15 protein-coding genes and 2 pseudogenes are annotated in these 19,416 nt (G+C 61.7%); 6 read left to right on the top strand and 11 right to left on the bottom strand.

Translation table 11 applies throughout. From position 1 onward, the window contains the following. Window positions 1–70: 70 nt before the first annotated feature. The 4 genes from C7449_RS12670 to C7449_RS12685 form a co-directional block, all read right to left on the bottom strand. Entirely contained in the window at window positions 71–346 is a 276-nt protein-coding gene (locus tag C7449_RS12670; protein ID WP_146165078.1) for a hypothetical protein, read from the bottom strand. Between the two features lie 32 nt (window positions 347–378). Next, on the bottom strand, window positions 379–2,394 hold the full coding sequence (locus C7449_RS12675) for a bifunctional DedA family/phosphatase PAP2 family protein (protein WP_108003143.1): 2,016 nt from the start codon (window positions 2,392–2,394) through the stop codon (window positions 379–381). A gap of 203 nt (window positions 2,395–2,597) precedes the next feature. After that, window positions 2,598–3,647, bottom strand: coding sequence for a GlxA family transcriptional regulator (locus C7449_RS12680; RefSeq protein ID WP_108003144.1), 1,050 nt, complete (start codon window positions 3,645–3,647; stop codon window positions 2,598–2,600). Between the two features lie 147 nt (window positions 3,648–3,794). Continuing rightward, a complete protein-coding gene (locus C7449_RS12685; protein WP_108003145.1) occupies window positions 3,795–5,408 on the bottom strand; it encodes an APC family permease in 1,614 nt (537 codons plus the stop codon). Between the two features lie 485 nt (window positions 5,409–5,893). Between C7449_RS12685 and C7449_RS12690 the strand changes: the two genes are divergently transcribed. The 4 genes from C7449_RS12690 (at window position 5,894) to C7449_RS12705 (ending at window position 11,332) form a co-directional block, all read left to right on the top strand. Further along, the gene (locus C7449_RS12690) at window positions 5,894–6,802 is read left to right on the top strand and encodes a methylenetetrahydrofolate reductase (protein WP_146165079.1); all 909 of its coding nucleotides are present in this window, start codon (window positions 5,894–5,896) and stop codon (window positions 6,800–6,802) included. 56 nt (window positions 6,803–6,858) lie between these two features. Beyond that, window positions 6,859–8,049, top strand: coding sequence for an aminomethyltransferase family protein (locus C7449_RS12695; protein ID WP_108003147.1), 1,191 nt, complete (start codon window positions 6,859–6,861; stop codon window positions 8,047–8,049). A 312-nt stretch (window positions 8,050–8,361) separates the two neighbouring features. Then, on the top strand, window positions 8,362–9,000 hold the full coding sequence (gene betI, locus C7449_RS12700; RefSeq protein ID WP_108003148.1) for a transcriptional regulator BetI: 639 nt from the start codon (window positions 8,362–8,364) through the stop codon (window positions 8,998–9,000). Between the two features lie 577 nt (window positions 9,001–9,577). Further along, window positions 9,578–11,332 (top strand): peptidoglycan D,D-transpeptidase FtsI family protein, encoded by a 1,755-nt coding sequence (locus tag C7449_RS12705; protein ID WP_108003149.1) that lies wholly within the window; start codon window positions 9,578–9,580, stop codon window positions 11,330–11,332. On the opposite strand, the gene C7449_RS12710 is transcribed toward C7449_RS12705, so the two are convergent. Further along, window positions 11,326–11,943: a TetR/AcrR family transcriptional regulator gene (locus C7449_RS12710; protein ID WP_210204723.1), complete on the bottom strand. Its 618-nt coding sequence runs from the start codon at window positions 11,941–11,943 to the stop codon at window positions 11,326–11,328. The two genes, C7449_RS12705 and C7449_RS12710, sit on opposite strands and share 7 nt — an antisense overlap. 237 nt (window positions 11,944–12,180) lie before the next feature. Further along, a pseudogene (locus tag C7449_RS22080) lies at window positions 12,181–12,374 on the bottom strand (helix-turn-helix domain-containing protein); the annotation flags it as partial. 371 nt (window positions 12,375–12,745) lie between these two features. On the opposite strand from C7449_RS22080, the gene C7449_RS12720 reads away from it, so the two are divergent. Both C7449_RS12720 and C7449_RS22395 read left to right on the top strand, forming a co-directional pair. Then, window positions 12,746–12,925, top strand: coding sequence for a hypothetical protein (locus C7449_RS12720; RefSeq protein ID WP_146165080.1), 180 nt, complete (start codon window positions 12,746–12,748; stop codon window positions 12,923–12,925). An 8-nt stretch (window positions 12,926–12,933) separates the two neighbouring features. Next, window positions 12,934–13,329 (top strand): response regulator transcription factor, encoded by a 396-nt coding sequence (locus C7449_RS22395; RefSeq protein WP_342588254.1) that lies wholly within the window; start codon window positions 12,934–12,936, stop codon window positions 13,327–13,329. Here the strand turns inward: C7449_RS22395 and C7449_RS12730 are convergent. The 5 genes and pseudogenes from C7449_RS12730 to C7449_RS12750 all read right to left on the bottom strand — a co-directional run bounded on the left by C7449_RS12730 (window position 13,301) and on the right by C7449_RS12750 (window position 19,355). Next, window positions 13,301–14,080: an alpha/beta fold hydrolase gene (locus C7449_RS12730; protein ID WP_108003223.1), complete on the bottom strand. Its 780-nt coding sequence runs from the start codon at window positions 14,078–14,080 to the stop codon at window positions 13,301–13,303. The two genes, C7449_RS22395 and C7449_RS12730, sit on opposite strands and share 29 nt — an antisense overlap. A 607-nt stretch (window positions 14,081–14,687) precedes the next feature. Then, window positions 14,688–14,804 (bottom strand): annotated as a pseudogene (locus tag C7449_RS22525) (UBP-type zinc finger domain-containing protein); the annotation flags it as partial. A 315-nt stretch (window positions 14,805–15,119) separates the two neighbouring features. Further along, window positions 15,120–16,097 carry an HlyD family secretion protein gene (locus tag C7449_RS12740; RefSeq protein WP_170115869.1) on the bottom strand — a complete coding sequence of 326 codons (978 nt, stop codon included), beginning with the start codon at window positions 16,095–16,097 and terminating at the stop codon, window positions 15,120–15,122. 1 nt (window position 16,098) lies between these two features. Continuing rightward, complete coding sequence (locus tag C7449_RS12745) at window positions 16,099–18,393, bottom strand: ABC transporter permease (RefSeq protein ID WP_245414369.1); 2,295 nt, start codon at window positions 18,391–18,393, stop codon at window positions 16,099–16,101. A 32-nt stretch (window positions 18,394–18,425) separates the two neighbouring features. Beyond that, window positions 18,426–19,355, bottom strand: coding sequence for an HlyD family secretion protein (locus C7449_RS12750; RefSeq protein WP_245414370.1), 930 nt, complete (start codon window positions 19,353–19,355; stop codon window positions 18,426–18,428). Window positions 19,356–19,416 lie beyond the last annotated feature (61 nt).

Raw genomic sequence — 19,416 nt, forward strand, 5'->3', positions numbered from 1 at the left:
AGCGATGGAGCACGCGACGCCAACGACGGTCCCTCCGTCGGTCAGGAGCAGAAAATCGCCGTCAGCATGTCTACTGCGCTTGGATCTTTTTGAGGAGAATGGCGCGTTGGTAGAACTGCGCCAAGAAGTTGATTTGGTGGCTCATCACGGGCGCCGTGGTGGTGATGCGGGCGTGGTTCAGCACTCGTTGCACGGCCTTCAGGTTCCGTTCCTGCCGCAGACGCTTCGTCGCCCGATCGTGGCGGGAGGACCTGCAGCAGGAAGCCCTCGACGCCCCAGCGCGCTCGTTCTCGGCGCCATTGGGAAACGGCACCGGCTTTGTGATCGGAAACGGCCATTGGCTCAACGAAACTATCCTCATTGCCTTCCTTTCTGGAACTACGAGCCGGAGAACAAGGACACGCGCCCGCTCCAGTCGGCTGAGGTGACCGCACGGACTTTCTCCGTCGCCTTCCTGGGATCGAGGGCATTGGCAACTGCTTTCCCAGCTGCATCGTAGCTGCCTACATCTTCGGGAAAGCCCAATCCGAAAAGAGCCTCATGGCGCTTCTCTTCGATTGCGGATACGAGCCAAAGGGGCGAGATCGGCTCCGTGTCGAGAGCCAGCTCGGTCGGCCAGGCTCGAAGCACATAGCGGCCAAAATCAGGGCTGCCGGTCTCCTTGATCAAAATGAGCGCAGGCAGGTTGCCCCGGTTGAGAAGAGGGCTCGTTGCGGCCTTTTCGATATCAGGGTTCGGATTGAGCCATTCTGCGAGACCGGAGGGATTCCAGACACTGCCCTGTCTCCAGCCGTTCGCCTCCAACTGCGCGATCAGACCAGATAGCGGGCCCGCATACTGGATGACGAATGGTTCCTCGTACTCACCAACGATATCCAGACGCCTGGCCGGCAGCGCTTCCCACTCCGCTTCCAACCAGTCATGCTTGGAAACGGTTCGAACCTCCCATCGTATTCCATAACGTTCGACGTCAGCGGCGTGTTGGTGCCAAATGTTCAGACCGCCGCCCGCGATCAGCGCAGCGCCCGCTACGCCAAGCAGACCGGCGGTGGCTTCTTTGGATGACGGGTGGTTGAGGTATGCCACGATGAGGATCGTCAGCCAGACAACCGCAAATGCCAGACCCGCGACAACGTCGGAAAACCAATGCGCCCCGAGATAGACGCGCGAAAAGGCGATCGCGATGATGAGCATCGTGATTGGCAGAGCGACCCACGTTCGGCCTGCATTTGACAGTGGACGACACACCAGGAAGGCAATGAACCCGTAAAGGGCGGCATTCTCGGTGCTATGACCGCTGGGAAATGAGAAATTGCTCCAACCTGCATACAGATCGGGACTCGGCCGCACGCGATGGACTGCGACCTTGATCACGGTATTGAAGATTGAAGCTCCGACGACTGCGCCCAGGAAGTAGCCTGCCGTTCGCCAAGACCGGCGTGCAGCGAGGAGGACCAAGACTGCGGCAGATACTGCGAGCACGACCGTCGTGTCGCCAAGTTCGGTGATCCCGATCATGACCGCGTCGGCGGCTCTCGTCCTGATGCCCTGCAGAAAGGCAAACACGGATTTATCGAATGTGACCAGGGGATCGCCGGTGATGACGTCTTCAGCGATCCCGAAGAACAGCCAGGCTGCTCCAACCAGGATTGCGATCAAAAGAGCGAGGATTGGCAGTTCGTTTTCGGTCGGGCCTAGTAACCGAAGGACCAATCTGCTGACGAGATTGTCGGCTTGCCTGGCCCGGTCGCGAAGCGTGTCGACCCCGTACATAACGAGAGGGACCGCGCGGAGAACCGCGTAGCGCGTCAACCGGAGTGTCAGCCAAGTAGCGGCGGCGAAGATGATCAATAGAACGATCAGGTGCGTTCCAGCCGCCCCCTGAGAGGACGCGAATGCTCCTGCGAATACGCCAGGCAGGATATGCGACGGTGCCCAGACGAGTGCTGAGAGGATATTGACGGCGTAGAACCGACCGGCTGGCATCTGAGTGATGCCAGCGACGAGAGGGACGAAAGCTCGCACGCCCGGGGTAAAGCGGGCAAGAAAGACGCTCTTGCCGCCATGACGGTGAAAGAATGCCTCGCTTTTTTCAATCAGCGTCGGATATCTGTTGAACGGCCAACGGTCCGCGATTTCACGATGATATCGGTGGCCCAGCCAGAATGCGAATCCGTCCCCGATGATTGCCCCCGCCGTCGCGGACGCCAGCAACGGATAAAGCTTCAAAACCCCGGACGGCACCAGGGCTGAGAGTGCAACGATGATTGCCGTGCCGGGAATGGCCGCGCCAAGCACAGGCAAGGACTCCGAAAGAGCCAGAACCAGCACTATTCCATACGACACGTATGGATATGCACTGGCCAACGCAGTCATCATTTCAACTGCTTTCATGCGACAGCCCTGGAACCGAACTGGAGATGGCGGGCACGCTCAGACCTCAGTGTGCTCCGCTCGTTCTAGTGCATCCTCAATGTACGCGAAGCCTTTCAAGGGTCTCTAGGTTTCCGCAGTGCAGTGAACCTAGCCTTCTCTATTGCTTCCATAGGAATGCATTATACTGGGAAACGGTATTTGCCCGCGACGGGGTTCTTGCCTCACCGCTTCGTACCGGGCACGTTGCGCAGCCTCGGGAGCGCCCCGAAATAGTCGCGGAATGTCCTCGAGAAATGCGTGGGCGAGACAAAGCCGCAGGCGACCGCCACCTCAGTGATCGGCATGTCGGTGAGCTCAACCAACTGCCTGGCCTTTGTCAAGCGCAGGGCGAGGTAGTGTCGCCAGGGCGTGCGCGACAGATGCTTCTCGAACAGGCGCTCGATCTGCCTGCGCGACAGCGAAACACGCCGCGATATGTCCTCAAGCGACAGCGGTTCCTCGATATGAGTTTCCATAAGCCTGATGATCGGCATCAGTCTCTTGCCGGCACCGCGCAGGGCGAACGGCATGGGCTGGCAACTGGCTCCATCGCGCCAACGGTCAGCGGTGACGTGCTGGCAAACGCTGCGGGCCAGCTCCGGGCCGCCCATCTGCTGAATGAGGTCGACCGCGAGATCGAAGGCCGCAAGGCCGCCCGCGCAGGTAACGATCGGGCCGTCGCGCACGAACAGAACGTCGTCGACGGCGAGGCTCGCATATTTCTCCGACAGCGCCGCGAGGCGGCTCCAGTGGATTGTGCAGCGGGCGTCGAGCAGGACGGCTGCGTCGGCAAGCAGCCAGGTCGCCGTGCCGAGCGCATAGATTTGGGCGCCGGCGCGCCACGCGCGGCGCAGTACGCCACGGAGCGCTGCAGTTGCGCAATTCTCGACATTTTCGCCGGCGCACAGCACGAGGCTCGCCTTCGGACCGAGCGACTTTTCCACCTCGAACAGGCTGCCGGCAACGCTGACAAAAAATCCGCTGGCGCATTCCACCGGCTCGCCATCGAGACTTACGATGCGCCAGGTGAAGGGGGTGTCCCGAGTGAGCGCATTGGACAGACGCAACGGTTCGATCAGCGAGCCGAGGGAGAGCTGCGAAAAGCCGGGCAGAACCAGCACAAGGAACTCGACCGCCGCCTTGCCGACTGGGCGCGGGGACCGATGGGCCGCCTGCTTTTCGGGGATCGGCGTCCCGGCTTCAAAGATCGAGTGGTTGTGAGGCGCATTCATGGGCTACTCCTGAAACCTGGAACGGTGGTGCGAGGGGCTTCCGAAGGGCGGTGCCGCTATCGGCAGGTAGACCGTTTCGGCCAAGTGCTCCGCACCCGCTGGAGCGGGGGCGAAGGCGCAGGCGCGCCTTCGCCCGGAGAAGCCGGCTTACATGCTGGCCAGCCAGTGGGAGATTGCCACGACCGCGCACCCGCCCAGCAGCGCGAGGTAGGGCAGCATGCCGGCCCTGACCGCCGCCCCTTCCTCATGGCCTAGATACATGTCTTCCTTCATCGCCTCGGGGAAATGCCCCTTGTCCTGGATGTAGTGGCGGAAGACGAAAACGGGCACGATGAGGGAGGCAAAGAACAGGCCGGTCACCAGCGTTCCCTCGCCCCAGATATCGGCGCCCATGCCGAGGAAGACGAGATTGACGTAGGCCAGGAACGTGCCTGCCGCGAGCAGCCAGTCCGGCGTCCGGAAGGGACGCGCCCAGTCCTTGCGGTCGATGCGGTGGATCCAGCCGGAATTCAGGTTCATGAAGATGAAGATGATGTAGCCGACGTTGGACGCTGCCAGGATGAAGACGATGTCCGACAGCAAGAGCAGGATGAGGTTGAAGCCGAGATCGGTCCACATGGCCCGGGTCGGCGCGCCGTGCTCGTTGACGCGGTCGAGGTAGCGCGGCAGCCAGCCATCCACGGCGCCCTGGTAGAGCGTGCGCGAAGAGCCGGCCATCGCCGTCATGATCGACAGCAACAGGGTGCAGACCAGCATAACAACGATGACATTGGTCATGACACCGCCGGCATGAACCATCGCTGCCATCGCCTTGGCGACGCCCATGCCGCTGTAGATGTCGGGCGCCAGCATGCCGGCGAGGCCGAGCGATCCCTGGAAGGCCAGCGGGACAAGGATGAAGATGGCGAGGCAGAAGAGGCCGGAATAGAGCAGCGCCTTGAAGGTGTCGGCGGCAGGGTTCTTGAATTCGCGCGTGTAGCAGACCGCCGTCTCGAAGCCGTAAGTGGACCATGCCGCCATCAGCATGCTGCCGGCGACGACCACCATGCCGGGCCAGTTCCAGGCGCCGTTAACGGCATTGCCGGCGGCATCACGGGCGAGCGGGACGAAGGGGGCGAAGTTCGACGACACGACGTCGCCGGTAAAGAGCGGAACGACGCCGATCAGGACCAGCGGCAGCAGCGACGACACGGCGAAAATCTTCTGAAGCTTCGCCGTCGACAGGATGCCGCGGTGCTGGATCGCGAAGACGATCAGCATCAGCACGAAGCCGAGCAGGAAGGTCGAGTTGATGCGCAGTGTGAGCCCGGTGCGCAGCCAGCCGAGATCGACCAGTGTGAACTGCCAGGTGTTGACCACCGAGTCGGCCGCAAACAGCACGCCGAGGATATAGCCGGCGCCCAGGCTGACGCCGATCGCCAGCACCGGCGTCCAGGCAAACCAGTTGCACCACACGGAGATGGGAGCAAGCAGCTTGCCGTAGCGCACCCAGCCGATTGCGCCGTAGACGGACGCCCCGCCCGACTTGTGCGGGAAAAGGCCGGCGATCTCACCATAGGTGAATGCCTGGATGAACCCCATCAGGATCGAGGCGGTCCAGATGGCAACCGAGATGTTGCCGGCGGTAGCCGCGATCGGACCGATGGTGAACAGGACGAGCGCCGGCACCCCGCTAGTCACCCAGAAGGCATCTCTCCAGGTCAGGGAGCGAATGAGCCGATGGTCCTCCCGCGCCGGGACCGTCATGGCGATATCTGTCATAAATTCCTCCTCTCAGAGCCGGCGGCCAAACCTTGTGCTCGGCACGGCGAAACCGGTTCAGCCATTGTTCGAAAGTTTCTGAGGACGACCTCCTCCGATCGTCGGCAGATTTTTATCGTACACCAATACGATTTACAACGAACTTTTGCAGCAGATCGGCGCTGCCCGCTCGCCTGGGACCGGGCCTGCAGCCCAACTTGCCCTATGGTCTTTAGGTGATTTCTGCAAAACATGCGCAGTTCGAGAATCGCGCATTGGGGAGGCGAACCTCCGCAACATATTGATATTATTACAAAACAATAAAAATTTGGATTTTCCGCGTCTCTTCGCTTCCTGAGCAAGACAGTCTCGACGGATCCCACGGCTCCCTGGCTGGATCAAAATGAGGGGCTTGCTATGATCGTATCACGATACTATGAAAAAGCGCCCGCATGGTCGATCGGCTGCTCAACCGCTTGTGCGGCGCAAAAAACGGGAGGGAAGGAATGGACTTGTCAGCCACCAGGAGCGATGTCGACGAGAGTCTTTGCAAACTCGTCGACAACTTCTCCATCGAGGTTTTGCCAAAAGACACGCAAAAGTTCGATGATTTTCGCGATCATCTTCCCGCCGGCACGCGGGTCTATGTTGCCTATACGTCCGGTTCTACCGCCGAGATTGTCGGCGCGTCTGAAAAGCTCCGGCACCAGGGCATGGTTCCGGTACCGCACATCCCGGCGCGGCGCTTTGTCAGCCATGACGAACTCAAGGGGTTCCTCGGTTCACTCGCCTCGCGAGCCGCGGTCAAGCAGGTGCTGCTGGTTGGCGGTGATATTGCCAGTCCGGAAGGTCCCTACGCCTCTTCACTCGACGTTCTCAAGACCGGCATGCTCGAAGGCCACGGTATCGAGAAGGTAAGCCTGGCCGGTCACCCCGACGGCCACCCGGCGGTGAGCCGCGAGGTCCTGCGCAACGCATTGATCGACAAGTGCGAATACGCCGCCAAGGCCGGCTTGGAAATTTCGCTCACCACGCAGTTCCTGTTCGACACCGACAAGCTGTTTGCCTGGCATGCCGATTTCATCGAACCGACCGCGCCGGGGATCGCCGTCGATGTCGGGCTGCCTGGCCTCGCCAAAATGACCACCCTCATGCGCTTCGCCAAGGATTGCGGCGTCGGTGCCTCGCTCGGCATGCTGGCTCGCCACGCCAGCCGCGCCTTCAAGCTGGCCACGTCTTTTTCGCCAGAAGACACGCTGCTCGAACTGGCGGGCGTGCGCAAGACCGGGTGCCCGACGTTCCGGTCGGTTCACTTCTACCCATTCGGCAGCTTCGAGCGCACTGCCGAATGGCTGCGGAACCTGCAGTCGCAGGGTGCGGCGCAAGGCCAGGGGAATTTGGAGGCGGCGCTCTGAGTCGCTGCCCGTTCCCCGTCACCAGAACAACCGTTGTCATCAAAGGAGGACCATAAATGACAGACAATCTCACCCGCCTCGTTGTCTCGGCCCATGAGGAGCCGGGCTGGGACTATGGCACGATCCGCGGTCCGTACTCGCGATTCCATGTCGCCAACGGCGCCAAATACTGCGTGTACAACAATCGTCTGATGCCGGTTTCGCAGAAGATCGACCGCCTCGACGGCTATTGGGCATTGCGCACCAAGGCGGGCCTGTTCGACACTGGTGAGCGCCCGATCCAGATCAAGGGGCCTGATGCCGCCAAGTTCTGCAACCGCGTCTTCACGCGTGACTGCGCCAAGCTAAAGCCCGGCCGCGCCGGCTACGGCCTGCTCTGCTATCCCAATGGCACCATCCTCTGCGATGGCGTGCTGATGCGCCTTGAGGAGGACACCTACTGGTACGTCCAGGCCGACGGTCCGGTTTTTTCGTGGTTCATCGCCCACTCGCAGGATCTCGACGTCGAGATATCGGATCCCGATTCCTGGGTGACGCAGATCCAGGGCCCGGCCTCGCTCGACATCCTCGCCACGCTGAGCGACACCGGCGTTCCGGCCGAGTTCAAGTACTTCTCCGTGGCAAGGACGACTATCGGCGGCCAACCGGTGATCCTGTCTCGCACCGGCTGGACCAATGAGATGGGCTTCGAAGTCTACACGTTGCCGAACGGCGGCAAGTTCGACGGCGCGGCCATGTGGGAACGCTTCCTCGCCGCCGGCAAGCCGCACGGCATGGAAATCTGCGCGCTCGACAGCATGGACATTCGCCGCATCGAGGGGGGGATCCTCAACAACGGTTCGGACATGGATGAGACCATGACCCCGTTCGAAGCCGGCCTAGGCGCATTCGTCGACCTCAGCAAGGACGACTTCGTCGGCAAGGCGGCGCTGGCCAAGGCCACCGGCTCGAATCGTGTCGTCGGGCTAAAGTGCCCGGGGGGCGAGCCGCTGCGCCTCGGCGCCGTGTCGTTGGATGGCAAGAAGGTCGGTTTCGTCACCGCCGGCGCCTGGTCTCCCTATCTAAAACAGGGCGTGGCGATCGTCCGCCTCGACAGTTCGATGGCAGCGGGCACGGCCGTCGAGGTGCTCTGCCGCGATGGCAAGTCGCATGCGGCTGTCCTTGACGACATGCCGCTCTACGACAAGGAGAAGAAGATCCCGCGCGGCCTCGAACCGAGCATTCCTGTCCAGGACGCCGCCGAATAGCGGTCGCTCAACTCGGCGCTGCATCGTAGGGCGGATTTTTTGCCATCTTTGTCGGACTGCGGACGGCGCGTGTCGTCCGCAGTCCGATTTTGTTTGGTCGATGTGCGCCTGAAACTACCGCCTTGTCCTCAAGAAGTACCGGTCGTTTCAACATGTTCCTGTCTGCACGGTCCGCCCGCTTCTGCCGCGCTCAGCACTGGAGCTAGCGCCGAAACCGGGTTTTGCCTATGTATACGTCGCAGCCATGCGGCGTCCGACGCCACTTTTGATAGTGAACGAAGGCGGCCGATTGCGTACAGGAGAATAATTGAGATGCCAAAATTGGGCATGGCGCCCATTCGCCGAAAGCAACTGATCGAAGCCACTTACCTGGTTCTGCATCGCGATGGCATCGACGACTTGACGCTGAAGAAGATCGCGACGGAAGCCGGCGTCGCAACCAGTATCATCACACACTACTTCGGCACCAAGGAAGCGCTGATCGCCGACACCATGTCGGACCTGGTCGGCAGCCTTCTGCGCGAGGTCCGCGACCGTCGCAAGCAGGCCACCAGCACGATCGACGAGATCGTCGCCATTGTCGACGGCAATTTCGCGCCATCGCAAGTGTCGCCGACGGCCGTGTCGGCCTGGCTCTATTTCTGGAGCCGCGTGCCCTACGACCCAGCGTTCGACCGGATGCAGCGCATCTGCGACTATCAATTGCGCAAGTACCTGGCCAAGTCCCTCAAGGATATCGTCTCCAAGGACGAGGCCGACGACATTGCCGAAACGATCGTCTCCTTGTCCTATGGGTTCTGGCTGCAGTTCGCTCATCGTCAGGGCGATTTCGACGTCGCTCGCGCCCACCGCATGGCCCTCCAGGTCATCGAGGCGCGCATTCAAATGGCATGGCAGAACAACCTCCACCTTCGCGCGAGGACCTCTCTGACAAACCAGGATTGGTCTTAGATTGCAGGCGGGCAGCCGGGCGGCTGACGGCGTTGTCGCAGGCCGTCATGTCAGCTTTGGGGAATAGGCCACGACGACTGAAATGGCCGTTATGCCGGCGCAAAGTTGCCGCCTCCACGATCCGACAGATGTCCGCTTTAAGGCCGATCCGATCCGACCCAAATAGCAGAACCATAGAAAACGATGGTCCCCCGCTCCAGCCGCATTTCCTCGCCCAGCCGCAGGGTTGAAGAGGGAAACCTCCTATGAGCCAAACCGCTTTGCGTGATGGTCGCGGGTGGCAGCTTGAGCTTGTGCTCCTCTGAGAGGACGGTGCCGCCGGTGAACGGTGCCACACTTGCAGGATAGCCTCGCCTGCAAGACACGATATCACCTCGGCGAGCGCTAGCGGCACGGCAACATCTTCAGTCCGTTAACGTGTTAGTAACGCTCTTAATGCGATTTTACTCGCATTAAGAGCCGGGAACCTTTCGTTCTCGTGTTCGTCAGGCGCTCCGTCTGCGTGGCGCATGCTCGCGATCGTGAGTTGGACGCTGCGCCCCGCGCAGTCGCAGCCATAGTCTGGGGTAAATCCGGAATGACAATCATCGCTCGCGTCGTGAGGCTGAGGAGTCGGTCCCATTTTCTGGTGACGAGACGGGGCGCCGCTGATCATCGAACCGCCATCGGCAAGCCCCGCTCCCGGATGGGGAAACGGCGGCTCGGACTGCTGATGGCTTGCGTTGCCACAGTCTATCTGGTCATTGGTGCGCGACTCGTCCAGTACGGCCTTGCGGTGCCCGCTCCGACTGGAGCGATCGGCAGCATCGCGTCCGCGGCGTCGCGTCCCGATATCGTCGACCGTAACGGAAGCCTTCTGGCCACCGACATCAACATGGTGTCGCTCTATGCTGAACCCAGAAGGATCATAGACCCCGACGAAGTTGTCGAAAGGCTGGTGGCCGTCATCCCCGACCTCGACTGGGCCGACACACACAGAAAGCTTCGATCGAAATCCGCATTCAGGTGGCTGAAGCGGCAGCTAACGCCTCGACAGCAGGCAGACATCCTGGCGCAGGGCATACCCGGCATTGGCTTTCGACCCGAAAAGAGACGGTTCTATCCGGGCGGCGCCACCGCCTCGCACATTCTGGGTCACGTCGATGTGGACAATCGCGGCCTGGCCGGCATGGAACGCTACATCGACCGGCAGGGCCTCGCGGACCTGAGGGCGGCGGGCATGACGAACGATGTGCCGCTCGAACCCGTCCGGCTGTCGATCGACCTTCGCGTTCAAAGCATCGTGCACGATGTCATCGAGAAGGCGATGGTCGCCTATCGAGCAGAGGCTGCCGGAGCGGTCGTGCTGGATGTCGCGTCCGGGGAAGTTCTCGCCATGGCTTCCGTCCCCGATTACGACCCGAACGAGCCGGCGAGGACCTCACCCGATGGCAGCGTCGACAAGGAATACGAAAAGGGCTGGTTCAACCGCATGAGCAATGCGACGTTCGAGATGGGCTCGACTTTCAAGAGCTTCACCCTGGCCATGGGGCTGGACGCGGGCAAGATCAGGCTCGACTCGGTCGTCGACGCCTCGCGGCCGATCAGCATCGGCGGTTTCAGGATCAAGGACTTCCATGGCCGCAACCGCCCGCTCACCGTCACGGAAGTCTTCCGCTACTCGTCGAACATTGCGACAGTCAAAATAGCGGACATGGTGGGCATCGACGCGCACCAGGAGTTCCTGACCAGGCTCGGTCTTCTGTCGCGGATGGAGACGGAACTTCCCGAGGTGGCGACGCCGACACAGCCGCGCGTCTGGAAGAAGATCAATTCCGCGACCATCTCCTATGGGCATGGCATGGCGACGACCCCATTGCAGACAGCCGTTGCTGCTGCGGCGCTGCTGAATGGCGGCAAACTCGTCCGGCCGACGTTTCTGGCGCAACGTCCCGACCGCGTGACGGCTCAGGCGAACCAGGTTCTTCGCCCGGAGACGAGCGCCGACATGCGCTACCTCTTCAATTTCAATGGCATCAACGGCTCCGGTCGCAACGCTCAGGTGCCCGGATTTCACGTCGGCGGGAAAACCGGGACCGCCGACAAGGTGGTGAATGGTAAATACGCCACCGATCTCAATTTCAATGCATTTCTGGGCGGTTTTCCGATGCACAACCCGCGCTACATCGTCCTGTCGATCATCGACGCGCCACGGGGGGACGAAGCGGGACGCCGCCTGGCGGCGCACACAGCAGCCCCGATGGTCAAGGAGATCGTCAGCCGCGCGGCTCCGCTTCTTGGCGTTCAGCCATTTTTCGGGACCGACGAACCTTGGCTGCTCGTCGACTACTGACCAGCGTTTTCGTGGAGACCATGACCGCATATGGAGGACTGGCTCTCGAACGGTTCCATTAGCATCGGAGACTTCAGCGCGTTCTCGATCAATTCGACCTGGTAGGCTGCGGACATGGTCTGGCCCGCGAAGAAGATCCGGTAAATGGCCGGCGCGACGAGCAGGTCCACGAGGCGATCCGGAACCGGCACCGGCTCGCCTCGTGTCGCACATCGGTTACAGAGACAGACCAGGTTCTGACGCGCATATGCCGCGGCGATCCGCGCGATGCGGACATCGCTCAGCCTCTCCCGCAGCATGGCATGTCCAGGACCAGACGATATGGCGTCGACCAATTGCGCAAACCAGACTTCCAGGTCGTGCTTGAGACTTCCCGTCTCCACCGGCACGCTGACGGGAAGGAAACGCTCTCTCATGACATCGGTCAGGAGTTGCTGAAGCGTTTGCCAACGGCGGTATATTGTCGATGGCGGGACGTCGGCGCGAGACGCAATCATGGCCACTGTCAGTTCTCCGCCGGGACGCTCGGCGAGCAATTCTCTCACCGCTTGATAGACGGCAAGCTGAATGCGCTCACTTCTACCTCCAGGCCGGACAAGCGTTCGAGCCACGTTTCCTCCTCTGTGAATCGCGAGTGCACATTCGACTGAACACCTTCTAAAGCTCGCCAAAGAAGAAAATTCAACTCGCACCTTTTTCATGCAATCTAATCGCCACCGGCAAACACCCGCGCCGAACTTTCCTGCATTGCGCGCTAAGGCCACGGCAAGGATGCCAACCAGCTTACCGTTCCATGAAAGCCTGCAGCGGAGCCGGGCGTTGATCAGGCCATCGCGCCCAAAAGGGCAGCGGCAAAACACGGCTGCCACCAGGTCGGCGCGCGTCGGGAAACGGCGGTAGAGCATACCCAGCCGACACCAGCTTGTGTCGCGATCTCCCGGATCGGCGCATCAACCCCCGAGCGGGCGAACACGATCTTCGCGGCCTCCAGAACCGCTTCCTCGTTTCTGCGGGCATCGGCGCGCAGTCGCGGTGCAGGCATCTCCGCTTCGTCCCTGGTCAGTGAGGCAGACTCGATCGCATTCCGCGATTTAGGCACAGCCACTTTTACCCCCTTGATACCCGGATCAATGATCCGGGTATGGCATAACGGATCAGTGATCCGTTTGACAATTAGGAGGGCTGTCCGATGTCCAGTTCGTCCACTGAAGTCCGCGCACAGGCCGCTGGGTCTGTAGACTTCCGACCCCATCTCGAACACATCAGCTGGATCAACGGACTGGCAGCCTTTAGGTTTTTGAAGCGGCATGAGATCCGAAAGGATGCCAAGAAACTCCGCTACGCTAGTTTTTCAAATCGTTTTTCTCTGACAAGCGAGGTGCGCGCCGCCGTTTCATTGCGGCGATGGAGGAATTGCAGGATCATCTAGGCGCGCTTAACGACCTGATGTCGGGGCCAAACGTGCTTGCAGAACTGGGAAGCGACGAAGAGGCGGCCAAAGGCATTTTGCCGCAAAAGAAGAAAGGCGACTTGATCCGCATGGCGCAGAATGCGCTTGACGATGTGATCGATGCGAAGCGCTACTGGCGTTGAACAAGGCAGTGCTGCTAAGAGACGCGCCTCACAACCTGTCACTCAGCCCCCGCGAATCGGGAACGCTTGCGCTGCTTGCTGACGGGGGCTCGAACAAGCTGATCGCCCGCCAGCTCAAAATCGCGGTGCATACCGCGAAATTCCACGTCGTTACTGTGCTCGCCAAGCTTCATGCGCAGAACCGCCGGCTCATCTCATTTCGATTGCCGCAAGGACCGGATGGCCGCCCTCAGCTCGGAGAGAAGAGCCCAAACTCCTCCAAGGCGGCGAAGGGGTCGTCCCTGTCGACCTCGTGGAAAGTGGCGACTATGGTTCGATCTCTCGATCATCACCTCGAGTTACGCGTGGCCTCTGACGAGCGACGCGGGAATCGCATTAAGGTGCGTTTGCCGCGTCTTCGATGACTTTCGCCACATCCTCGGGATGCGAAATCATCACGACATGAGAGGCGCCCTTGACGACCACCGTTTCGCGCGGGTGAACTCGTTCAGCCATCCACGCATGCAGCTTTGGCGGGATCGCGGTGTCGTGGTCGCCATAGACGAACCAGGACGGGATGGTCTTCCAGGCGGGCTCGCCTGCCGCTTCGCCGAAGGCAATGTCGGTGATCGGCCGTTGCGCCGCCGCCGCCAGTTTCGCATCGGCCACGGGCACGTCGGGCGCGAAGGCTTCGTGGAACTTCTCCTGTCGGACATAGAGGTCGTTGCCGCCACCTGCCAAGGCCACCGGCTGTGCCAGCGTGTCGGGGCCGATCAGGCTACCGGGAAACTTGGCATTAAGGCCGCCAGCGCTCTCGCCCGCCTCCGGCGCGAAGGCCGCGACATAGACGAGCGCTTTGACGTTCGCCTCACCATTCGCCGCGCCGCTGATCACCATGCCGCCGTAGGAATGTCCGACGAGCACGACAGGCGTCTTGATGGTGGCAAGCAGGCTGCGGACCGTGTCGGCGTCGCCCTTCACGCTGCGTAGCGGATTTGCGACAGCGACGACGGGGTAGCCGGCCTTCTCCAGTATGCTTATGACACCGTACCAACTGGACGAGTCGGCGAATGCGCCGTGCACAAGGACGATGGTCGGCTTGGCCGGCTGCGCCAAGGGCACAAAACCTGTCAGCAAGACGCCAGCCAATGCTAGGACAGCCGCGAATATTTTCATGTCGAATTCCCTCCTTTCGATCAATGAGAATTCCGCGTCGTGTTCTTTCACTTCGAACCGCGTAGCGGCCTGGACGACTCTCGCATCTCTGACACGAAGAACTCGGACTGCTCTCGCACGTGTGGTCGGGACTGGCGCATCCGGCAGACCGGCCGCCACGGCGACCGCTTCCATGTTGATGCGGTCTTAGCCGGAGTAGACATTGGTCGAGACGATCCGTTTCCATATGCAAATTGAACCCGAGAAGCGGCCGAACGGACACCCCTCGCTCGGTTGAAACTGGATTAAGTGATTTGAAGGACAAGGGGGCGGCTGAAACTTATTCATCTGCGGCATCACGATTTTCTTGAGGTTGCGAAGCAACGCGGGGACCAATGCGCCAGGAGTAGTCGGCCTAGTATATCAAACGCATGTCGAAAGGCGCGATTTCCCTGTGGTACAAGAGCCGACACCCCTCCCTTCAGCGCACCAGCCATCGCGTCGCGAGCGGCGATGTTCTGAGGAAAATCGTGGCTTCTGACCATCGACCGAGTAGTTACTGAACTCTCAAGAGAACAATGACTGGGGATTTTCCCACGCGCATACCCTCCGAAGGCCCCGACGAAAGTTAGTAAAAGCGTGGAAGCGGACCGTTCTGCGGGGTGATGCGGTCGCCGATGTCGATGAATACCTCGTCAATATAGCACCAGCCCCACCTTTTGGGCGGGTCGCAGCCCTGAAGAAGGCGCACCTCAAAGATCAAAAAGACCCGGACGATGCTGATCAGCGACCAAGCCGCATTCGTCCACCAGATGATCTTGGCTATGGCGATACAGACCCGCTGGAGGACAGGGGCACGGACGGTCCCGGTTCATACGGGATGATGCCGTGGTAAAGGAGCAAGGCTGTCAGCGCCAAGAAGAACCCGAGTTGGCCTATCAGGCGGCGCTCGGGTGACGGCGCAGCAACACGCGCGTGATCACGGCTCCGACTGCCCCGAGAGCGCCGGTCTGGACGAACGGATCGGCGAGGATGTTCATCATATTGCTCAACCGATGCGCTATGGACGCGCGAGCCAGACAGTCATTCCGGGTTCCAGATTGTTTACGGCTTCGTCAGCGTCGAAGCGCACTCGGAAGCTGTTGACATCGTGATCGCCAACGGCTCGGGCGGCGCGCCAGGTGGCGAACTCGCCGAGCGGACGCAGTTCCGTGACGCGGGCGGCGATGCGTCGTCCATCCTGAGCGACCAGCGTCACCGCAGCGCCAAGGGCGATATTTTGCAGTTGGTCCTCGCGCAATGTGAAGGCAAACCACTGGCGTTCGTCGGTCTCCAACGTCATAACCGGCTTTCCGGGCCCCATGATCTCCCCCGGTTCGGCCACCCGTATGCGGACCGTTCCGTCGCACGGCGCGATCAGCTTCGTCTTGTCAAGGCGCGCTCCGAGCTGCGCGACCGTCGCATCGGCAAGTGCGACCCTGGCCTCGGCCAGTGCCCGTTCTTCCACCGTGGGGCCGGCGCGCGCCGCCGCCGCCCGAGCCCGCTTCAGGTCGAGGTCGGCCTCGGCCTTTGCCAGCGAAGCGGCCGCTTCATCCGCGGCTTGGCGGCTGGCGACGTTTCTGGTCAGGAGGGCGCTGGTCCGCGTGTATTGCTGTTGGGCGAGAACGAGGTTCGCCTCGGCCGTGTGCACACTTTCGTCGGCGATTGCCACTTCTTCGCTTCTGACGCCCGAAAGGACCCTGTCGCGGTCGGCCCGTGCGCTCGCCGCCGCAGCCTTGGCTTCGCCCACGAGGGCGACGAGATCGGGATTGTCGATGACGGCAAGCAGGTCGCCCTTCCGGACCTTTTCGCCGGGTGAAACCGCAATCGAACCCAGCCGACCCGATATCTCCGGCGCGATCCTTATCTCCGTCCGGCGGACCATACCGGGAAACGACCGCTCCGCGTCTTGCGCGGGTGCGCCCCTCGTCGCCAAAAGACCTGTTACGGCCGCGACGGCCAGGGCGATCAGGAGACGGCGTCGAGATCCAGCATCCATTCTAGCCTCCCCGGGCAGATGCAATCCGGGTACCGGCCACCGCCAGCAGCGCATATGCGCCCGCCAGCACCCAGAGCCTCACCCAGTCACCAAAGACATCAACCAGCGAAGCACCCATCTGGTTGACGCGCACCAGCGCGTCAATTCCCGACGTGCTTGGCAGGATCATGCTGGTGGTGCGGAGACCCGCAGGGATTGCTTCGGGTGGCCAGGCCACGCCGACAAGGAAGAAGAGCGGCAGGCTGATCGCGATGAACAGCAGCACCGCGGTCTCACGGCGCTTGAACCAGCTTCCAACAAACTGGCCGAGGAAACTGACGGACAGAATGAAGGGAATGGCAAGCGCCAGGATTTCGAAGACGTGTTCGTTCGCGGAAAAGCCGTAGACTCGCGGAAGGACGACCAGGAAGAGCGTGTAACCCGGCAGCGACAGCAACAGGTGAGCAAGGCTCTGGCCGATCACCGCCATCAAAGCGTTGCGGTTGCGGCGCGCGGCGTGGCCACCGCCTTCGAACGTCGCGCCGCCAACCGTTGCCACCCCCATCAAGAGCGTTTGTTGCAGGATCAGGACGAAGGCGGCTGGCACAATGTAGCTGCCGTAACCACCGGTGGGGTTGAAAAGAGGCTGGTTCAGGATCTCCACGGGGGCGCTGCCAGCCAACGCGGCCCGGTAGAGGCTGCTATCCGGCCGCGCGCTTCGCGCTGCAAGATCGGCGCGGACTGCCCCCACCGATTCCTGAATGCCCTGAAGGGTGCGATTATAGAGCAGGAAATAGGCGGAGTCGACGAAAGCAGGTAACCTTGCGCCACCGCCCTTCAGAACGTCGCGCTCCGTGCCAGCCGGAATACTCAAGATTCCAAAAACCTCGCGACGCGCCCACGCCCTCTGCGCTTCCGCCAGAGTGGTTGGCCGAAGCGCGACCTTGAGATTTTCGTGGGCATCGAGGGCCTGGATGATGGTCAGGCTGACGTTCGACCTATCGTCGTCGACGACGGCCACCGGAACATCCTTGATGAGCTGACCAAGGTAGGGTTGGGGATAGAACAGCCCATAGATGAGCGGCGCGAGCACGATCAGGCTGAAGGCGCCGCGGTCCCGAAGGACGCGGCCGTATTCGTCAGTGAACGCGCGCACGACACTGATCCGGCCCCGGCCGGGTGGGACCGGCCTGTCCACCGGAATGCGCACCGGGCGACGCGAAACGGAGCGCAGCCTGATCCAGGCCAGGCCGAAATAGGCGATGGCCAAGCCGCCGAGCATCATGAAAGGCGTGACCGAATCCTGTGCGGGTACACCGCGTGCCGCCTGGTCAAACAGAATCTGGATGTACCAGCGTAGCGGCAGAAGCGCGCCCCAGCCACGCGCAAATGCGCCCATTGCAAGGACCGGAAACCCCACACCGGCGTATCCGAAGGCCGGGGAGCAGACGATGCCCGTCAAGCTCAGTCCGAAGGCAAGATTTCGGACCAGCAGTTGCAGCAGCGCCCCTATGGATAGATAGGCGATGATCAGCAGGGAGGCCGAAACGCCCACAAGCGCCGCGTTGCCCCGAAACGGTATCTCAAACAGGCCGTGAATGATGCCAAGCCCTATGACCATCATGAGCTGGAAAATGATGAAGTAGGGCAACAGCTTGCCGACGAGCGCGGTCAGGCTGCTGCCTCCAGCAGTCTCCAGCCAATCGCCGATGTCGCGTGTCCCGAACTCCGAGCCGACGGCATATCCTGCAGCGATAGCGATCACGACGTGGAGGACCGTCGGCAAGATCGCACGCAGCAGAAACTGCGCATAATTGAACGCAGGATTGGTCAGCACATATTGTTCGACGATCAGCGGGCCGAGCTGAAAGGATGTCGGGCGTCGACCGGGTGGCAGGTCGGCCACGGCGGCTGCGACGGCCCCCTGCAGCGCACCGGATGCAACATTGCCGGGCGTGAAGAACTGCTTGTTGAAGAAGATCACGATCTGCGGCCGCCGCCCGCTCTGAATGTCCCGCTCGAGATCCGTGGGGATATAGACCGCCGCAATGGCCTTGCCTGATCGGACCGCATGCATTGCATCATTGAGATCGTCCGACCGCCGGTCGACATCCACGCCGGGTGCGGCGCTGATCGCGTGAACGAACGTTAGCGAAGTCTTCGAGCGGTCCTGATCGACGACATCCACATGGAGGTTGCGTATGACGGCATTGCTGAAGGTCGCAGCGAGTAGTGCGAAGGCGAGCAATGGAATGCCGACCACGAGCAGGAGCGCCACCTTGTCCCGCCAGATCCAGGTTACCTCGCGAACTGCCACACTGACAATTCCGGGGCGATGGCCGGCTGGCATTATCGTGGCCGCCAGTCAACGTAGGCGCTCATTCCCGGCCTCAGGGCGTCGACCTTCTTGACCGGATAGGCCCTCACCTCGAAGGTACGCAGGTCGAAGTCACCGGTTGCCCGCGTCGCCCGCCACCCGGCATATTCGCCACGCGTTGCAATCGTCCGCACCTCGACCTCTATCGGCATGTCGCCAAGCGCGGGAATCCTTGCCGAGAAGCGATCGCCGACCTTCAGTCCCTTGAGCAGGTCCTCGCGAAGGTCGAACCGCAGCCAGACGTCGCCGAGATCGACAAGCGAAAGCAGGGGAATGCCGGGCGAGACATATTCCCCCGGTTCGGCTGCAACCTGATAGACCTGCGCCGCAACGGGGGCGCTGACCGTCAGTTCCGCAACCTGTGCCTTGAGGGTGACGATCGCCGCTTCTGCCTTGCCGACGGCAGCTTTTGCGACGCCGCGCTCCTCGGCCGTATATCCGGCGACTGCCTCGTCGGAGGCAAGCCTGGCCTGCTCCAAAGATCGTTTGGCGACGTCGAGCGATGCCGTCGCTTCGTCCAGCCGCTGCAGCGACGCGGTTTCGCTCTTCGTCAATTGCACGGTGCGGTCATAGGTCTCCTGCGCAAGCGTCAGGCTCGCCTCACCGGCAGCGACGGCCGCCTTGCGCTCGGCGATGACCTCGGCGCGGGTACCGACCTCGATGCGCGTGAGATCGGCAATCGCGACCAACCGCGCCGCTTCGGCCTCATTCAACTTCATCCGCAGCTCCGGATTGTCGATCGAGACGAGCAATTGGCCGGCCGTCACATTGTCACCACGAGACACCGGCCGCTGACCGATGCGGCCCTCGACGCGCGCCGCAATGTCTATGCGCGTCGCGTCTGCCTCGCCCTGCACCAGCAGAGGCTGCGGCTGCACCAGATACCACAGCGACAACCCCACGATCGCGGCAGTGCTGATGGCAACGATGGTTGCTGCGGCGAACGGGGTCTTGGCCTGATCC

This window comes from Mycoplana dimorpha (assembly GCF_003046475.1).
In the GTDB taxonomy this organism is placed as follows: Bacteria; Pseudomonadota; Alphaproteobacteria; order Rhizobiales; family Rhizobiaceae; genus Mycoplana; species Mycoplana dimorpha.

Coding starts and splice junctions, on each gene's coding strand:
- C7449_RS12685 (WP_108003145.1), bottom strand. CDS start 5,408: ATGACAGATATCGCCATGACGGTCCCGGCGCGGGAGGACCATCGGCTC.
- betI (WP_108003148.1), top strand. CDS start 8,362: ATGCCAAAATTGGGCATGGCGCCCATTCGCCGAAAGCAACTGATCGAA.
- C7449_RS12705 (WP_108003149.1), top strand. CDS start 9,578: ATGACAATCATCGCTCGCGTCGTGAGGCTGAGGAGTCGGTCCCATTTT.
- C7449_RS12695 (WP_108003147.1), top strand. CDS start 6,859: ATGACAGACAATCTCACCCGCCTCGTTGTCTCGGCCCATGAGGAGCCG.
- C7449_RS12690 (WP_146165079.1), top strand. CDS start 5,894: ATGGACTTGTCAGCCACCAGGAGCGATGTCGACGAGAGTCTTTGCAAA.
- C7449_RS12740 (WP_170115869.1), bottom strand. CDS start 16,097: ATGGATGCTGGATCTCGACGCCGTCTCCTGATCGCCCTGGCCGTCGCG.
- C7449_RS12680 (WP_108003144.1), bottom strand. CDS start 3,647: ATGAATGCGCCTCACAACCACTCGATCTTTGAAGCCGGGACGCCGATC.
- C7449_RS12675 (WP_108003143.1), bottom strand. CDS start 2,394: ATGAAAGCAGTTGAAATGATGACTGCGTTGGCCAGTGCATATCCATAC.
- C7449_RS12730 (WP_108003223.1), bottom strand. CDS start 14,080: ATGAAAATATTCGCGGCTGTCCTAGCATTGGCTGGCGTCTTGCTGACA.